Raw genomic sequence first — 15,926 nt, forward strand, 5'->3', positions numbered from 1 at the left:
AATTAGCGTGAAATGCCTTTTGACGCATTGGCTTTCATTTGTTCAACCGTCGCTTGATAGTCATCCGTATTGAAAATGGCCGAGCCGGCAACGAAGGTATCGACGCCACATGCAGCAATTTCTTCAATATTGTCGATTTTAACGCCACCATCAATTTCAAGACGAATATCGCGACCGGTTTGATCGATCAGCTGTCTCACTTCTTGGCACTTGCGCAGCGTCGAAGGAATAAAACTTTGCCCGCCAAAACCAGGGTTAACCGACATCAACAACACTAAGTCTACCTTGTCGATAATATACTCCAGTACGCTCACCGGTGTAGCAGGGTTGAGTACTACGCCAGCTTTGCAGCCATGCTCTTTGATCAAACCAATGGTCCGATCCACATGCTTTGATGCTTCTGGATGGAAGCTGATATAAGTCGCGCCGGCTTTAGCAAAATCAGGAATGATTCTATCCACAGGCTCAACCATCAGGTGTACATCAATTGGCGCGTCAATGCCATAATCTCTTAGCGCTTGGCAGACCATAGGGCCAATCGTTAAGTTAGGAACGTAGTGGTTGTCCATAACATCAAAATGGACCCAGTCTGCTCCAGCCTTTAGGACATTTTCAACTTCTTCGCCTAGACGGGCGAAGTCGGCAGAGAGGATAGAAGGCGCGATAACAATATTCTGCATAATAAAGCCGTTCATTAATTTTTCGACTATTCTACAGAATCTTTATCACGACTTCTATTTTACCATTGAAAGCCTCCCTGCTCTTCAACTTATCAATTGTGTTGAGAAAAGGAGTTATGCCGCTTTTTCTTGCTGTCGATTGATCGCATCAAGTACCGCATTCCAAAGATTAGAGCGTAACTTTAAGCTTGTTACCGCAACCTCTTCAGCACTTTGCCACTTCGCAGCATCCTCACCACACAAGGCTTGCAGACACTTCTCAGCTAATGGCCCATGCTCATCGCCATCCAACTCAATATGACGCTCTAGGTAATAGATCAGGGTTGGGCAATTGACGTTTTCATTCGACATCACATCCTTAATCGCCGTAAACATATCCGGAATTAATTTTTCACGACCGTATAAGAACGCCGAAGCGACTTCGACATCGGTCCCCTCACGAGCTGTTTTTAAATTGTAATCGACGAACTCACGGGCTCCTTCAGGAATCAGGCTCATATCTTGAGTCTTAATAAATTCCTTAATGTGGCTCGTATCAGCACCGACTTCTTCCATTGCTTTCAAGTACAGCGAGTAGTGGCTGATCGCATTGCCGTCCGGATCCAGATCGCTTTCTTCACCAATAACAATTTCATTAATGAAGCGTACAACTTCAGGATCTTGCTTTGACTCAACCCATGGCACATCAACACACGTTAGACGTTGTTGTAGTGACTTAAGTAAGCTCATAAAATCCCAAACGGCATAGATATGATATTCCATAAAAGTACGGACACTATCTAAGCTATCGAGCGATTTATACGTTTCGTGGTTGGACAACTCTTTATTTAAGTCTTCTAATTTATCTTTTAACATGGTGGCTCCTCACAGTGGTTAGCATTCATCTCCCATCAGATGATGCATATTTGACTTTATATTATTCCCTGAACATTTTTTTTAATGTTCTCTTTCTAATAATCACACCACCTCATAAAAATCTATATTTATAGGACTCTTTTTTTATTTTTTTATGACCTGGTTATCATTTAATTTTTATAAACGCCTTTTTCTGCAAATATGAATAGATGTTTATGCAATACTGCATAATGCAAATCCGCATTATTTCCTTATTTATTAATGGGTTATAAATATTGAAAATACACTATATTTAGTGTCTACTAAGAGAATACTAAGACCAAATAAATTTATTTTTAATTAGCTGAGGATCTACAAAAATGGGGTTTATCAAAGATTTTTTTTCTAAGAGACCTAAGGTTGAGCAAAGGCCCATGTCTCCGCCTCAACCAAAGCCAAATGATGCGTCTCCCAAAAAAGGCATTCAATTTGATCCTGGATTAGTCGACAACCTTAAAAATGATCACAGTCACCTAGTAACGCTTTTCGGACAAATGTGGGAACTTGGATATCAAGCCAACAATCCGAAAAAACTGGCCGACTTAGTGACTCAATTTAAGCGTGACTTTCAGGCACACCTTCTTAAAGAAAATGTTAAGTTCTACGTTTATCTTGAACAAAACTTATCGGACGACAGCACTTCAATGGAGCTGGTTCGTGACTTTAGAACGGAGATGAATGACATTGCTCATGCCGTGGTTAAATTCTGTAAGCGTTATTCAAAACCATATGACATGAAAGTGTTACAGAAACACTTCCCGAATGACTACCAGCAAGTCGGTGAAGTTCTTACCCACCGTGTCTCTCTTGAAGAAAACGAGCTGTACACTTTGTATCAACAGTAAGCTCTATTTCAACATAGCCGCTGAAAGGGAGTTCAGCCCGCTCGACTGATTGATTGTAGTCGAACGAGTAAAATACCGATCACTAACGCCATCACGAATAAAGTGATGTCCGGTTTCTTCCCGACAATAAATAACTGCAAAACCGTAATTCCAACCGATAGCACCACTAAAAAGCTTGCCGCCCAAGGATAATTCCGCCACCACTTTGCGTAAAAGTAACCCACGGAAGCCAGTAATAATGATTCCTCGATCAACTCACTCAAGTTATACCAAGTTGACCCTTTCAAGAAATCATCAAAAGGCAACCACTGAAAGCTGTTAATCCCAGATTTAAAAGTCAGCGGATACCAGTTACTCCACAACAAAAGTCCCGTGCTACTGATTGCGATTAATGGAATCATTAGACCGCGTTTTAGTTGGTGGTGGAGCAATATCGCAAGCGGCAGCGCAGTCACTTCACTCCAACCCATCTGCGACCGATACATTGCTAATTTAATAATGATCACAAATACCGAAACCAGAATAATAAAATTCAAACGGTACTCTTTACCCAGCACGCGCTGCACCAAGTGGTAAAAGACTAACCAGAAAAGTACATGCTGTAACCATACCGACATCGACCAGGTGCTTTTTACGATGGTATCCAGACTCTCTCCAAACTGCTTACTTTCAAATACTGGAATGTATGGAAAGAATTGCCACCCGATCCATAAAAACAACACCAGAAACGCTGGCGATATACCCAAGCGCAAACCCTCAGGGATCATTCGTTGAATACGCTGACTGTTAGAGTAAGCAGCGAGTGATATACCAATTAAAATTCCGATCGCATTTAGTAGCGCATCCGCAGCATGCGACACTCTCGAGGGTAGGTAAAATTGAATAAACTGTAAGCAAAACGCAAATAAGATACCCACCGCTAGCATCAACAAGATAGACAGCAGCGTATAACGTCGTTGCTTTTGCTGCACGGTTAACGCGCCAAAGAAACCATAAGGGATGAATAGCAGAATATTGGCAATAACGTCCGAGCGAATGGTTCTCTGCTGCCAATTCATGAGCCATGCACCAAGATCGGCCGGTAATGGGCGTGAGAAATCAAAGTTGAACGGGTACAGGGAGCCGTACGCAATAAATACTATGACGATGTACCAAATCAGTCTCATTTCACTTCCTTCTCTTTCCTCTCACCCTGCCCCAGAGGATGTAATTTTTATGGTGTTTAGCTGACGCAGTTGTCCTAAACCGCTAAAATGTCTCTCAATAACTTATTCATAATAACGGAATACCGATGCTTTACCAGTTTGATGATATCGTTTCCACCAGCTGTCAGCAGTCTGCTGAGCGTATTGCTGTGGACGACAATAAGCAACAGCTTAGCTATCACCAGCTGAATAAAGCCATCGATACACTCACAGATTACTTTCTTAGTCTCGGTCTCGACGCTAACAGTCGTGTCGGTATTTATCTGCCTAAGCAAATCGAAGCTGTCGTCAGTTTTTTCGCCGCGAGTCGCGCCGGACTGGTTTTTGTGCCCATTAATCCGTTGCTGAAAGCACCACAAGTAAGTTACATCGTACAAGACTGTAATATACAGTTGCTTATCACCAGCGCTCAACGAGGCACGATACTACAGAGCATTTATGCCGAATGCGAGGATTTGCATCACCTTTTGCTGGTCGATGAATCGACAAAATTCACAGCGCCCGACGCGTTGGCGACCCATTACTGGTCACAGCTGCCAGCAGCGACAAGCCCTCGTCATCGTCGCCGAATTTCGCGCGATCTGGCTGCGATACTCTATACTTCTGGATCAACTGGCCAGCCCAAGGGCGTTTGCCTCTCTCACCACAACTTAATTGCCGGCGCACAAAGCGTTAGCCAATACCTGCACAATTCCGCAGAGGATGTATTACTGGCTGTATTACCACTTAGCTTTGATTACGGTCTTAGCCAAGTGACCACGGCCCTGCTGGTCGGCGCCAAAGTGGTTCTGATGGAGTACCTCTTACCACGGGATGTCATCCGTCAGGTCGAAAAGCATCAAATCACGGGCTTAGCTGCAGTTCCTCCTTTATGGATACAGCTGGCTTCTCTGGAATGGCCAGAATCTGCTCAACGCACGCTTCGATACCTTACCAACAGTGGCGGCGTTATGCCTGAAGCAACCCTGAGCCAACTCAGACACTCTTTGCCAGATACCGCGCCTTACTTGATGTACGGACTAACCGAAGCCTTCCGCTCGACCTATTTAGAGCCCGCTGAACTGGAGCATCGTCCAAGCTCCATGGGAAAAGCCATTCCTGATGCTGAAATTTTGGTACTTCGGGAAGATGGCAGCGAATGTCAGCCGAATGAAGCGGGAGAGCTGGTACACCGCGGGGTGCATGTGAGCCTCGGTTACTGGAATGATCCCGCGAAGACAGCCGAACGCTTTAAGCCGCTTCCTGGCAAAGCACCTCACTTGCCCGAACTTGCGGTCTGGTCTGGCGACACAGTGAAACGCGACGAAGAAGGTTTTCTGTATTTTATTGGTCGCCAAGACGATATGATAAAATGCTCAGGTTACCGAATCAGCCCTGCTGAGCTTGAAGATACACTTTATCAGTTGGAGCTGATCAGCGAAGTGGTTGCGCTGGGAATTGCTGACGCCCAGCTAGGTCAGGCGGTTCTGATAGCGGTCAAGTTATCAGCGACAGCCCAAGCCGACGACAATGCCACCAATAGTATCAAGCGATATTGTCAGCGTGAGCTGCCCAATTTTATGCAGCCTAAATACATTGAGTTTGTCGATCAATTGCCACGAAACCCCAATGGCAAAATCGACCGCAAAGCACTACAACAAGAGTTCCACTATTTAGCGAACGCTTGAACCGTAACAAGTCCTGATAAATAAGGTTTATCCATGACGACAAAAACACACGCACCCATGACTCAGTTTTCAAACCAAAACAACGAGTTGTTGATTGCAGGAAAGACGGCGAGCCAAGTGGTGATGATTGCCGGTCAGACCCCTTGTTACGTCTATGATAAGGCTGTTATTAAAAGCAATGTGGATCGTTTGCGTCACTTTTTCCCCGATATCAGCATACACTACGCGATCAAAGCCAATCCTTATGCACCACTGGTGTGTTACCTGTCTGATCTGGTTGATGGACTTGATGTTGCTTCTGGACAAGAGCTAGCGCTCGCTTTAGGTACCTCAACTGACACCAACAACCTTAGTTTCGCTGGCCCCGGCAAGTCTCAACAAGAAATAGCCATGGCCATCAGTAGTGGCATTACCTTAAACGTCGAGTCACTCACCGAGTTGCAACGCATTATTGAATTGACCGAGCACACTCAATCGACCGCCGATATAGCTTTACGCCTTAATCCAGATTTCGAGCTGAAGTCCTCAGGCATGAAAATGGGTGGCGGCTCTCAGCAGTTTGGTATCGACGTCGAACAACTGGGCGCAGTGCTCGAATTATTACAACATCCTCGCTTAACGTTACGCGGACTGCACATTTTCACCGGGTCACAAAATCTTCGTCATGAGTCGATTATCAGTGCCCACAACAATATTTTTGCCTTAGTTAAACGTCTGATCGAACAATATAAACTCGAGATTCATCATCTCAATATCGGCGGCGGGTTTGGTATTCCTTACTTCCCAGGCGACACTGAGCTCGATCTTGAGCCTATCGCGCAAAACCTCAATCAGCTACGCCAGCAACATATTCAACAATTCGGTGACTGCGAAATCATTTTAGAGCTCGGCCGCTACTTAGTCGGTAACGCTGGCATTTATGTGTGCCAAGTAACGGATACTAAGATTTCAAGGGGTAAGCGCTTTTTAATCACAAACGGTGGCTTACATCACCACTTAGCCGCTTCCGGTAACTTCGGACAAATTATCCGTAAGAACTACCCTTTAGCCGTGCTTAATAAGATGGACGTTGTTGAAACGGAGGCGGTTGATGTTGTTGGTCCACTTTGCACACCGTTGGATATTTTAGGTAGCAATATTGAGCTACCCGCCGCCGAGATTGGCGATATCATCGGTGTCTTTCAGTCTGGAGCTTATGGTTTCAGCGCCAGCCCGCGCGATTTCTTAAGTCATCCACATCCTGTACAATTACTTCTTTAAAATTGGTTACTTAAGCTTATGTCCTTGTCATCGAGCCTGAAAAGCTTTTCCTTAGCGGTATTGCGTCTTCCTCTAAAACTATTGGTCAGAGAAAAGCGCGCGCCTTCAGATCCCGTTTCCGAGTTTCAGCTATCGGAGCAGGATCACATTGTTTACGTTCTACGCACTCAATCCATGACATCGATCGAGCTGTTACGGCGTCAAGGCGAACAGCTGGGCCTGCCAAAAGGCGCCGCTACCGATTACAAGCGCAATGTTCCATCGAAAGGAAGCTGTTTATTTTTAAACAAACGACCAAGCTTTTTTCGCCGCAACAGAGTCAATGCCGATCATAAGACCAGCTTGGTTAAGCTTTTAAACGCTCAACAAGCGAACCCAAATATCAATTACAAGCTGGTTCCCGTATCGGTTTACTGGGGACGCAACCCTGGTAAAGAACGATCCTTTTTCCGCTACTTCATATCCAGCATCGAAGAGTCGGGCCGTTTCGGTAAGTTTCTAATTATATTATTCTCGGGCCGCCAATGTTTATTACAATACGGTCAACCCATTGCGCTGAACTCTCCCGAACTTGACCTAGAAGCCGACCCAAGTCGTAATGCCCATAAATTAAGTCGTATAATGCGCATTCACTTCAATCGCGCTTGGGTAGCTACGGTGGGACCTCGTACTGAAAATCGTCGTGAATTGATTGCCGGTATCGTCGCTTCTGATCCGGTGCAGCACGTTATTCAGCGTGAAAAGACCAAGGGCAAACGCTCTGAACAGGATCTTAAAAAAGAAGCCGGTAAATACGTCAAAGAAATTGCTGCCAACTTTAGCCCGCGCATGATCCGCTTTCTTTCCAGCATCCTAACCCGCGTGTGGTATAAGATTTATGCTGGCATCGAAGTTAACAACTTAAAGCAAGTGCGGCAGATGGCCAAAGATCACGAGATCATCTATGTGCCCTGCCACAGAAGTCATGCCGACTATCTTCTGCTGTCTTATCAGCTGTATCATGAAGGATTAGCACCGCCGCACATTGCTGCCGGTATTAATCTTAACTTCTGGCCTGCCGGTTCAATCCTGCGTCGCGGTGGCGCTTTTTTCTTACGCCGCAGCTTCCGCGGCAACCGTCTTTACGCCGCCGTTTTTAACGAATACCTCTATCGTCTATTCAACAAAGGTACTCCTGTAGAATATTTCCAAGAAGGCGGAAGAAGCCGCACGGGACGCTTGTTGTCACCCAAGACTGGAATGTTAGCGATGACGGTACAAAGCCTGTTGCGCGGCCTTAAAAAACCAATTCTTTTTGTCCCGGTCTATATTGGTTATGAACGCATGTTCGAAGGCAAAAGCTATGTTGGCGAGTTACGCGGAAAAACCAAACAGAAGGAATCATTCGGCCAATTACTCGGCGTGCGTAAAGCGCTAAAACGCTTTTACGGCAAGGTCTATTTAAACTTTGGTGAACCCTTTAAGCTTCAAGACTTCCTTGATCAGCGCGAGGTGGATTGGCGACAAGCTTCGCTTGACCAAGATGATCGCCCTGAATGGCTATCGAATGCTGTAACTGCCCTTGGCGATGAAATCAATCGACGTATCAATGCCGCAGCCAGCGTCAACAGCGTTTGTTTGGTCAGTCTCAGTCTATTAGCAACACCGCGCCAAGCAATGGACAAACAGGAGTTAGTGTCGCATCTCGATATGCTGCTAACGCTCGCCAAGTCCGCGCCATACAGCGTCTACACCAACTTACCGGAAAATAGTGGTCTAGAACTTTTAAATACCGCGCTTAAACTAGGCATGGTGCAAGAACTGTCCGATCCTGCTGGCGATGTGGTTTTTATTGAAGGTGATGAAGCCGTACTCTCGACTTATTACAGCAATAATATTTTGCACATTTACGCCCTCCCATCGTTAATAGCAGCTATCTTCCAGCGCCATGAACGAGTTTCGCGCATCCAAGTCCTTGACTTAGTCAAACTGATCTATCCTTTCTTGTACCAAGAGTTGTATATCCGCTGGACGTACGACGAGCTTGAGCAACAAATAACGACCATCATTGATAGCTTCATCGCGCTTGGCATGTTGCTTGAAAAGGATAATGAACTGACAGTTCCTGCAGACGAAGATTCAAACTGGTCAAGATTGATGACCTTGGCTCAAGCAGTACAACCTGCCCTACAACGTTATGCCATTAGCTTAACCTTGTTACACAGCCTCCAAGAAGGCGAAACCCTGCGCCGAGCAGAGCTTGAGCAAGAGAGCCAGAAGCTAGCCCAACGCATAGCGGCCTTACACGGCATTAACGCGCCAGAATTTTTTGACAAAAACCTATTCAGGAACTTGGTCAAAGTACTTAAAGATGAGGACTGGGTGGATCACACCGAAGGTGCGGGTATGCGCCCAACGGACGCTTGTTTGCTACTTTACAATACCGTTCTAAGCTTGCTTAGCGTGCCGGTGCAACAAGGCTTACAGCAAGCTTTACGCAGCTTGCAACAAACAAAACAGTTAGCCCAGCCAGTAGTGGAAAGCGAGCCCAAGGAATAAGGCCATTCCAACATAATTATTATTTAAAAAGGCGTTGAAGCATTCGGTCGGATGACGTTTGCGACAGCGCCACATCTGCCGCACAATCAGCGCCGCAGCAATAATCCAACCAATGTAGTAATAAAAAGACAACTCTAATTGCTGTCCCACAAGTAACATGCCAAAGAGAAACATCCCTTGTATGGTGCTTATCAACGCCAAATCCATATCGCCAAACAGAATTGCAGTCGACTTTAAACCGAGCCTTAAGTCATCATCTCGATCAACCATGCCGTATAAGGTGTCATAGGCAAGCACCCAAAGCAGTGTCGCCACATAAATTAACCACACCAAATTTGGTACGTCGCCAGTTATCGCGGCGAAAGCCATCGGGATTCCCCATGAAAACGCTGCGCCTAGAACCGCCTGTGGATAATAGGTATAACGCTTCATAAAGGGATAGGTTGCCGCTAGTAATAGCGCCACTACGCTCAAGCCGATAGTCAACCAATTCAACGTTAATACCAGTGCTAAAGCACATAACACCAGTAACAAAAACAAGGTTACGGCTTCACTACTTGCCACTTTGTTTTGCGCTAAAGGTCTCGATTTCGTGCGCTCAACATGCGCATCAAAATCCCTATCAGCAAAATCGTTAATCACACAGCCGGCAGAGCGCATAAAAAAGACACCCAAACAAAACACGACTAAAATCCACCAATTAGGAATGCCTTCGGCAGCGATCCATAATGCCCATAAGGTTGGCCACAGCAAAAGATACGTGCCGATCGGCTTATGCAACCGCATCAACTGCGCGTAATGTTCCCAGTGTTCTTTTTTTAAGAGTAGTTTCATGATGATAACTTATTAACGGTATAGGGGTGAGTCGGGTAAAAAAACCTCTAACAGCAATAACACCTTTTGTGACTGGGCATTTGACCACAGTGAGCGTCGTGCCCACAGATCGCTAACCCCATCGTTAAAGTTCGCATACTGTTTTGCCATTTGATACAAGCGATGCTCTGGCGTTAGCTGCATCACTTCGAGTGATTCCCTTCTTAACTCGCTCGACGTAAACAGTATGCTGCCCAAAGGCTTCGTACCCAAATCCAGAATTAACTGACCTTCACTCGCCGGCACTAACGTTCGCGCAAAAATCCAAGGCTCTTTTGGCCCATACAGCATAACTTCACGAACTTGGCTCTCATTATCCGTTAAAGCCAGTAACTCAGCTTCTTTCTTTGTCGCCTTTTCGGTCGCTTCTTTCAGTAAATCCAAGCGAACTTCGGGCACATAGTGACTCAGCTTCTGGGTCAAAGATCCAAATTCGGCCACCCACTCAGCAACCTGATAAGGCAATTCACGAATCACATCATCATTGGCACTACGCCATACCTTTAAATCCATGCAGTTATTATGCTCACCCAAAATTTCATTGTCGATTATTGTACTGGATTCATTCTGTAAACCCTAGCCGCAATCATGCTGCAAGCTTCTCATCCATAGCTTGAACTTCTTGAAAAACACTGGCCTGCGTGCCTTAATAGGTAGAGTGAGAGGTTTTACAGGAGCTCATTATGGCGTTAACAAAGGTAGAAAGCTATACGGACAATATGCAAGCGCACATTGCCAAAGGATTACTTGAAGCCCATGGTATAGAAGCAACCATCTTGCACGATGGCTTCCACAGTACTTATGGTTCAGCGATTGGCGAAGTACCTTTAATGGTGGACGAAGAGAACCTGGTTCGTGCCAAAGAAATCCTTCATCAAGAACTCAAGGACGATAACCTGGACTCCTTCTCAGCTTAAGACTAACGGTCGGCTAAGACGGTGCCATCCCTTTAAACTTCAACCGGGTTATTCAGTTTCCACACTTCAAAACCACCATCCATGCTGTAAACCTCTTTAAAGCCCTGAGCAGCAAAGTACTGTGCCGCCGGTTGGCTGCTATGGCCGTGATAGCAAACCACCACTAACGGTGTTTCTTTGTCGGTACTGTCAATATAATCCGCCGCGTTCTGATTATTGATATTCACCGAATCCGGCATATGGCCTGCGGCAAAAGATTGCGGATCACGAATATCAATCACATGGATCGATTGCTTTTCGCTCATCCGATTGACGTCATCAATACTGATACATTTAAAATTCATAGTCAGACTACTAAAACGCTTTTATCTTTGAAGTTAACACACCGAGAGCTCCACCCGATACCAAGCCGATTAAATGTGCCGCGTTGGCAATGCCCATCATGCCTGTAGAGTTGAGCACAAAGCCTAGTACTAACCAAATCATCATAAATTGCATAATTCCTGGGTGCAGCTCGACTCGGAAGAATGGATCAAATTTACGGCGCATGAAGATGAACCCAAGCAACCCATACACCACACCCGACATGCCGCCAAAAATATACCGTGGGCTGACATAGCCTTCCATTAAATACTCAGCAAAATATTGTGCCATGTTAGATGCGATGCCGATCACCAACACCAAGCCAAGCAAGTACCAAGGCCCGCGCTCTTTTTCGATTGAACCACCCAGATCCCATAACCACATCATGTTAAAAATTAGATGAATCGGCAGCGAACCAATCATAAAATGTAAAAAGATTGGCGTCACCAGTCGATGAACTTGGCCCTGTAGTATCAGCTCCCAGTTAAACGTGAAATAATCGGTGACGCTATTGGTACCAGACAAAGTGACAATACTGACCACAACGCTGATGGCGACCAATAATTTAGTCATCCATCCTGCCCGCATTAAAAAGTCTTTCAACATAGCAATTACTTCTCTCTTACCATTCTAATGTGTGGGATTCCATCTTCGAGATACGGCTCTGAAACGGTGTCAAAACCCAGTGACTGGTAAAACGTTTCCAAATACGCCTGAGCACTGACAGTAATCGGCCGCTTAAACTTATGATCAATATGCTCAATCGCACGCTCCATAAGTATTCGTGAAATTCCTTCACGGCGATGAGGCTGAGCCGTACAAACACGACCAATCGCACAGTAGTCTTTTCCCGCTAACCGAGTGTCATACATTCTGGCGTAAGCCACTAGGTTCTCACTGTCATCGCGTACCAACAGATGGGTCGCAGCAGGATCTTGACCATCCACATCTTGGTAAGCACACGCTTGCTCGACCACAAATACTTCAGAACGTAACGCCAAAAGCTGGTAGAGCTCGATGGTATTCAGCTCTTCCCAGCCCTTTATCTCATACAGGTAATCAGCCATTAAACGCTTAAGAATCCCAGCTCAGTACCACTTTACCTGACTGGCCACTCGCCATGGTTTCAAAACCTTCTTCAAACTTATCGATCTCAAAACGATGGGTAATCACTGGCGACAAGTCCAAACCCGATTGCAGCATGGCAATCATCTTGTACCAGGTTTCATACATTTCACGACCATAAATACCTTTGATGATTAAGCCTTTGAATATCACTTGGTTCCAGTCAATCGCCATATCGCTTGAAGGAATACCTAGCATCGCAATTTTACCGCCATGATTCATGGTGTTTAACATCGAAGCGAAGGCTGGTGGTGCGCCAGACATTTCTAGTCCAACGTCAAAGCCTTCGGTCATACCTAATTCATTCATGACATCTTCAAGCTTTTCTTTGGTCACATTAACCGTGCGCGTGGCGCCCATCTGTTTTGCTAAATCCAGACGGTAATCATTCATGTCGGTAATCACAACGTGGCGCGCGCCAACATGCTTAGCAATCGCAGCAGCCATCATGCCAATTGGCCCAGCACCCGTGATCAGAACATCTTCTCCCACTAGGTCAAACGATAAGGCAGTATGCGCAGCATTACCAAATGGGTCCAAAATCGAGGCGACATCATCTGAAATGTCGTCTGGAATCTTGTAAGCATTTTCAGCAGGAATTACCAAGTATTCACCAAAGGCTCCAGGACGGTTAACGCCAACGCCTTCAGTGTTTCGGCATAAGTGACGGCGGCCTGCACGACAGTTACGACAGAAACCACAGGTAATATGACCTTCACCTGAAACGCGATCACCCACTTGGAAGCCTTTAACTTCTTGACCTACTTCTTCGATGATTCCGACATATTCATGACCCACCGTCATCGGCACAGGAATGGTTTCTTGCGCCCACTCATCCCAGTGGTAAATATGCATATCGGTGCCGCAAATTGCAGTCTTCTTAATTTTAATCAACACATCATTGTGCCCAAGCTCTGGCTTAGGATGGTCAACCATCCAGATTCCTTTTTCCGCTTTAGCCTTACTCAATGTTTTCATAGGATTCTCTGCTGTTAATGGTTTCTCGTAATAGCAACCATATTTACACTGTCATCCTGAACTTGATTCAGGATCTTTATAATCGTTAGAGTGCGCCAAACGAGATCCTGAATCAAGTTCAGGATGACACTCTGTTTTGGCTTCACTCTCACAACAATTTACTGTATTACGCCCAACTCTTTGCCCACTTTCTCGAAGGCAGCAATGGCGCGATCAATATGTTCAATGTCGTGTGCTGCTGACATTTGCGTACGAATTCTTGCCTGCCCTTTCGGCACCACAGGGAATGAGAAGCCTATCACGTAGATACCTTCTTGCAGCATTTTATCGGCAAAATTACTGGCTAATGATGCATCGCCCAACATTACAGGAATAATCGGGTGTTCGCCTGGGACTAAATCAAAACCCAAAGCCGTCATCTTTTCACGGAAGTATTCACTGTTATGCTTTAATTTCTGGCGCAATTCATCACCGCTTTCCAGCATATCCAACACACGCAAACTGGCTGATGCAATCACCGGCGCTAATGTGTTTGAGAATAAGTAAGGACGCGAGCGCTGACGTAACCACTCCACAATTTCTTTACGCGCAGAAGTATAACCGCCCGAAGCACCGCCTAACGCTTTACCCAATGTGCCCGTAATAATATCGACACGATCCATGACACCACAATGTTCATGCGTACCACGGCCTTTATCGCCGATAAAGCCAACCGCATGCGAATCATCAACCATCACCAACGCATTGTATTTATCCGCAAGATCGCACACGCTTTCTAAGTCAGCGATAATGCCATCCATTGAGAAAACACCGTCGGTCACAATCAATTTATAACGCGCACCATCAGCATCCGCCTGTTTTAACTGTTTTTCCAGGTCTGCCATGTCGTTATTGCTATAGCGGTAACGCATCGCTTTACACAAACGCACCCCGTCAATAATCGAAGCATGGTTTAACGAGTCAGAAATAATGGCGTCTTCTTTCGACAAAATCGTTTCGAACAAACCAGTATTGGCATCAAAACACGATGAATACAAAATCGTATCTTCCATCCCAAGGAAGTCGCTGATACGGCTTTCTAATTCTTTATGGACATCTTGTGTACCACAAATAAAACGCACCGAAGCCATACCATAGCCTTGCTTATCAAGCGCGGCCTTGCCCGCTTCAATCAATTCAGGACTGTTCGCCAAGCCTAGATAGTTGTTGGCACAAAAGTTTAGAACGCTTTCACCAGAAGTGACGTGGATATCCGCGGCCTGCTGCGAATCGATCACACGCTCTTTCTTGTATAAGCCTTCGGACTTAACGTCCTCAATTTGAGACTGGAGATGACTTAAGAAATCTTTATTCATGGAACACCCTTATGAAATATTACGATCTGACCAACCTTGTAGCTCCGCCAGACCCCTGAAGGTTTACTAAATTGCCGTTATTCTAACATTGATACACCCTAGATTCCTTAGCCTCAATACTTTTTATTGACAGATTAAGATATCTAATTACACTTTCTACTGTCTAACAAGGAGAATATATGGGAACCATTTTTCAAATCATAGGAATCATCGTCGTTAGCCTAATCGTTTTACTCATTTTAGGGTATTTTGGACTCAAATATTACATAAGGCTTAAGGTTGGTAAGCAGCTGTCAAAAGTTATAGAGCACGGCCCCCTCGATCAGCCTGCACGAATCACTTTGGAACAAGCTTTAAAAGATGACATAAAGTCATCGGAATTCCACCAATACGTAAACACCGTTAAATCACTGGATATGATAGAAGTTGGATATTTCACTATACCCCAACTCAATGACACGCAACTTTACGCGGCTTATTCCCCTGATAAAAAAGCTTGTATCGTCATTTATTCCCATATTATAGGTTGTTTCTTTGATGTCGTGGCACCGCTTTCAGACGGCACCAACTTAACCTTCAGCACAGCCCCTTTCGCAGAGGGCATGGATTATCCGCCGGGCGAGGAAAAGCACTTTCTCCCCCAAGAAACCACAGTTAATGAAGCCTATCAAATGCTGTTGGATGATGGTCGCCAGCGTTTGACCCTTGAATTACCGTTTAAAGACTATTTTGAGCAAGCCTATGCTAAAGAGATGGACTGGCGTTTAACCCAAGGAATGACTGAGCATGAAATCCGTAATCAAGCGGCTTTAAATGGTCAGCAGGTATCAGAAGAAGATATCTACGCTGCTCTTGAAGAACAAAATCAACTCTATTCCGAAGAGCTAGATAAGTTAGTAATTGCCAACTTCCTCGATAGCGACCATATTACGGCTAAAGAATGGAATCAGTATCAAGATCATTTATTAGTAGTACACGAGAAGACTTCTTTGGAGTACTTACAGGAAGTTCTTCACTGGCATATCAATGACCTTTCCCCGAATAATACCTTTGCCAATATTATTGATAGAGCAAAAAATTGCTTTGAACTTATTTCAGAGTTAAACAATTATTTGCCCGAACAAAAGCAATTACAACTCATTGGACAGGTGCAAGATCCAGTAGACGCAAAATTCTACTATAACCCTAACTTCTTTTGATAGCTGACTTTCTGTGCCTCACTCAAA

General features: G+C 45.1%; 16 protein-coding genes. 6 read left to right on the top strand and 10 right to left on the bottom strand.

Annotation, left to right across the window (positions count from 1 at the left end; all coding sequences use genetic code 11):
- Positions 1-2: 2 nt before the first annotated feature.
- On the bottom strand, positions 3-680 hold the full coding sequence (rpe, locus tag ABD943_RS05980; protein ID WP_345292270.1) for a ribulose-phosphate 3-epimerase: 678 nt from the start codon (positions 678-680) through the stop codon (positions 3-5).
- Between the two features lie 114 nt (positions 681-794).
- The gene (locus ABD943_RS05985; protein WP_345292271.1) at positions 795-1,535 is read right to left on the bottom strand and encodes a DUF3050 domain-containing protein; all 741 of its coding nucleotides are present in this window, start codon (positions 1,533-1,535) and stop codon (positions 795-797) included.
- 413 nt (positions 1,536-1,948) lie between these two features.
- Here ABD943_RS05985 and ABD943_RS05990 point away from each other — a divergent pair, with 413 nt between their 5' ends.
- Positions 1,949-2,419: a hemerythrin domain-containing protein gene (locus tag ABD943_RS05990; RefSeq protein ID WP_345292272.1), complete on the top strand. Its 471-nt coding sequence runs from the start codon at positions 1,949-1,951 to the stop codon at positions 2,417-2,419.
- A gap of 32 nt (positions 2,420-2,451) precedes the next feature.
- Here the strand turns inward: ABD943_RS05990 and ABD943_RS05995 are convergent, their stop codons facing one another.
- The gene (locus ABD943_RS05995; RefSeq protein WP_345292273.1) at positions 2,452-3,585 is read right to left on the bottom strand and encodes a VanZ family protein; all 1,134 of its coding nucleotides are present in this window, start codon (positions 3,583-3,585) and stop codon (positions 2,452-2,454) included.
- Positions 3,586-3,710: 125 nt separating this feature from the next.
- Between ABD943_RS05995 and ABD943_RS06000 the strand changes: the two genes are divergently transcribed.
- The 3 genes from ABD943_RS06000 to plsB are packed head-to-tail and all read left to right on the top strand — an operon-like array spanning position 3,711 to position 9,089.
- A complete protein-coding gene (locus ABD943_RS06000; protein WP_345292274.1) occupies positions 3,711-5,291 on the top strand; it encodes an acyl-CoA ligase (AMP-forming), exosortase A system-associated in 1,581 nt (526 codons plus the stop codon).
- 33 nt (positions 5,292-5,324) lie between these two features.
- Positions 5,325-6,551: a pyridoxal-dependent decarboxylase, exosortase A system-associated gene (locus ABD943_RS06005; RefSeq protein WP_345292275.1), complete on the top strand. Its 1,227-nt coding sequence runs from the start codon at positions 5,325-5,327 to the stop codon at positions 6,549-6,551.
- An 18-nt stretch (positions 6,552-6,569) separates the two neighbouring features.
- On the top strand, positions 6,570-9,089 hold the full coding sequence (plsB, locus tag ABD943_RS06010; RefSeq protein WP_345292276.1) for a glycerol-3-phosphate 1-O-acyltransferase PlsB: 2,520 nt from the start codon (positions 6,570-6,572) through the stop codon (positions 9,087-9,089).
- On the opposite strand, the gene ubiA is transcribed toward plsB, so the two are convergent.
- Together ubiA and ABD943_RS06020 are read right to left on the bottom strand one after the other, a co-directional pair.
- Entirely contained in the window at positions 9,051-9,923 is an 873-nt protein-coding gene (gene ubiA / locus ABD943_RS06015; protein WP_345292277.1) for a 4-hydroxybenzoate octaprenyltransferase, read from the bottom strand. The genes plsB and ubiA overlap by 39 nt on opposite strands.
- A gap of 12 nt (positions 9,924-9,935) precedes the next feature.
- A complete protein-coding gene (locus ABD943_RS06020) occupies positions 9,936-10,475 on the bottom strand; it encodes a chorismate--pyruvate lyase family protein (RefSeq protein WP_345292278.1) in 540 nt (179 codons plus the stop codon).
- A gap of 170 nt (positions 10,476-10,645) precedes the next feature.
- On the opposite strand from ABD943_RS06020, the gene ABD943_RS06025 reads away from it, so the two are divergent.
- Positions 10,646-10,879, top strand: a complete 234-nt coding sequence (locus ABD943_RS06025) for a putative signal transducing protein (protein ID WP_345292279.1) — start codon at positions 10,646-10,648, stop codon at positions 10,877-10,879.
- Positions 10,880-10,911: 32 nt separating this feature from the next.
- Here the strand turns inward: ABD943_RS06025 and glpE are convergent, their stop codons facing one another.
- The 5 genes from glpE to ABD943_RS06050 all read right to left on the bottom strand — a co-directional run bounded on the left by glpE (position 10,912) and on the right by ABD943_RS06050 (position 14,700).
- Positions 10,912-11,223, bottom strand: coding sequence for a thiosulfate sulfurtransferase GlpE (gene glpE / locus ABD943_RS06030; RefSeq protein ID WP_345292280.1), 312 nt, complete (start codon positions 11,221-11,223; stop codon positions 10,912-10,914).
- Positions 11,224-11,233: 10 nt separating this feature from the next.
- Positions 11,234-11,848 (bottom strand): rhomboid family intramembrane serine protease, encoded by a 615-nt coding sequence (locus tag ABD943_RS06035; protein WP_345292281.1) that lies wholly within the window; start codon positions 11,846-11,848, stop codon positions 11,234-11,236.
- A gap of 5 nt (positions 11,849-11,853) precedes the next feature.
- The gene (locus ABD943_RS06040; protein ID WP_345292282.1) at positions 11,854-12,309 is read right to left on the bottom strand and encodes a GNAT family N-acetyltransferase; all 456 of its coding nucleotides are present in this window, start codon (positions 12,307-12,309) and stop codon (positions 11,854-11,856) included.
- Between the two features lie 7 nt (positions 12,310-12,316).
- The gene (gene tdh, locus ABD943_RS06045) at positions 12,317-13,345 is read right to left on the bottom strand and encodes an L-threonine 3-dehydrogenase (RefSeq protein ID WP_345292283.1); all 1,029 of its coding nucleotides are present in this window, start codon (positions 13,343-13,345) and stop codon (positions 12,317-12,319) included.
- A gap of 158 nt (positions 13,346-13,503) precedes the next feature.
- A complete protein-coding gene (locus tag ABD943_RS06050; RefSeq protein WP_345292284.1) occupies positions 13,504-14,700 on the bottom strand; it encodes a glycine C-acetyltransferase in 1,197 nt (398 codons plus the stop codon).
- Between the two features lie 179 nt (positions 14,701-14,879).
- Here ABD943_RS06050 and ABD943_RS06055 point away from each other — a divergent pair, with 179 nt between their 5' ends.
- Positions 14,880-15,899, top strand: a complete 1,020-nt coding sequence (locus ABD943_RS06055; protein ID WP_345292285.1) for a hypothetical protein — start codon at positions 14,880-14,882, stop codon at positions 15,897-15,899.
- Positions 15,900-15,926: the final 27 nt, after the last annotated feature.

The organism is Kangiella marina (assembly GCF_039541235.1).
GTDB classification, from domain to species: domain Bacteria; phylum Pseudomonadota; class Gammaproteobacteria; order Enterobacterales; family Kangiellaceae; genus Kangiella; species Kangiella marina.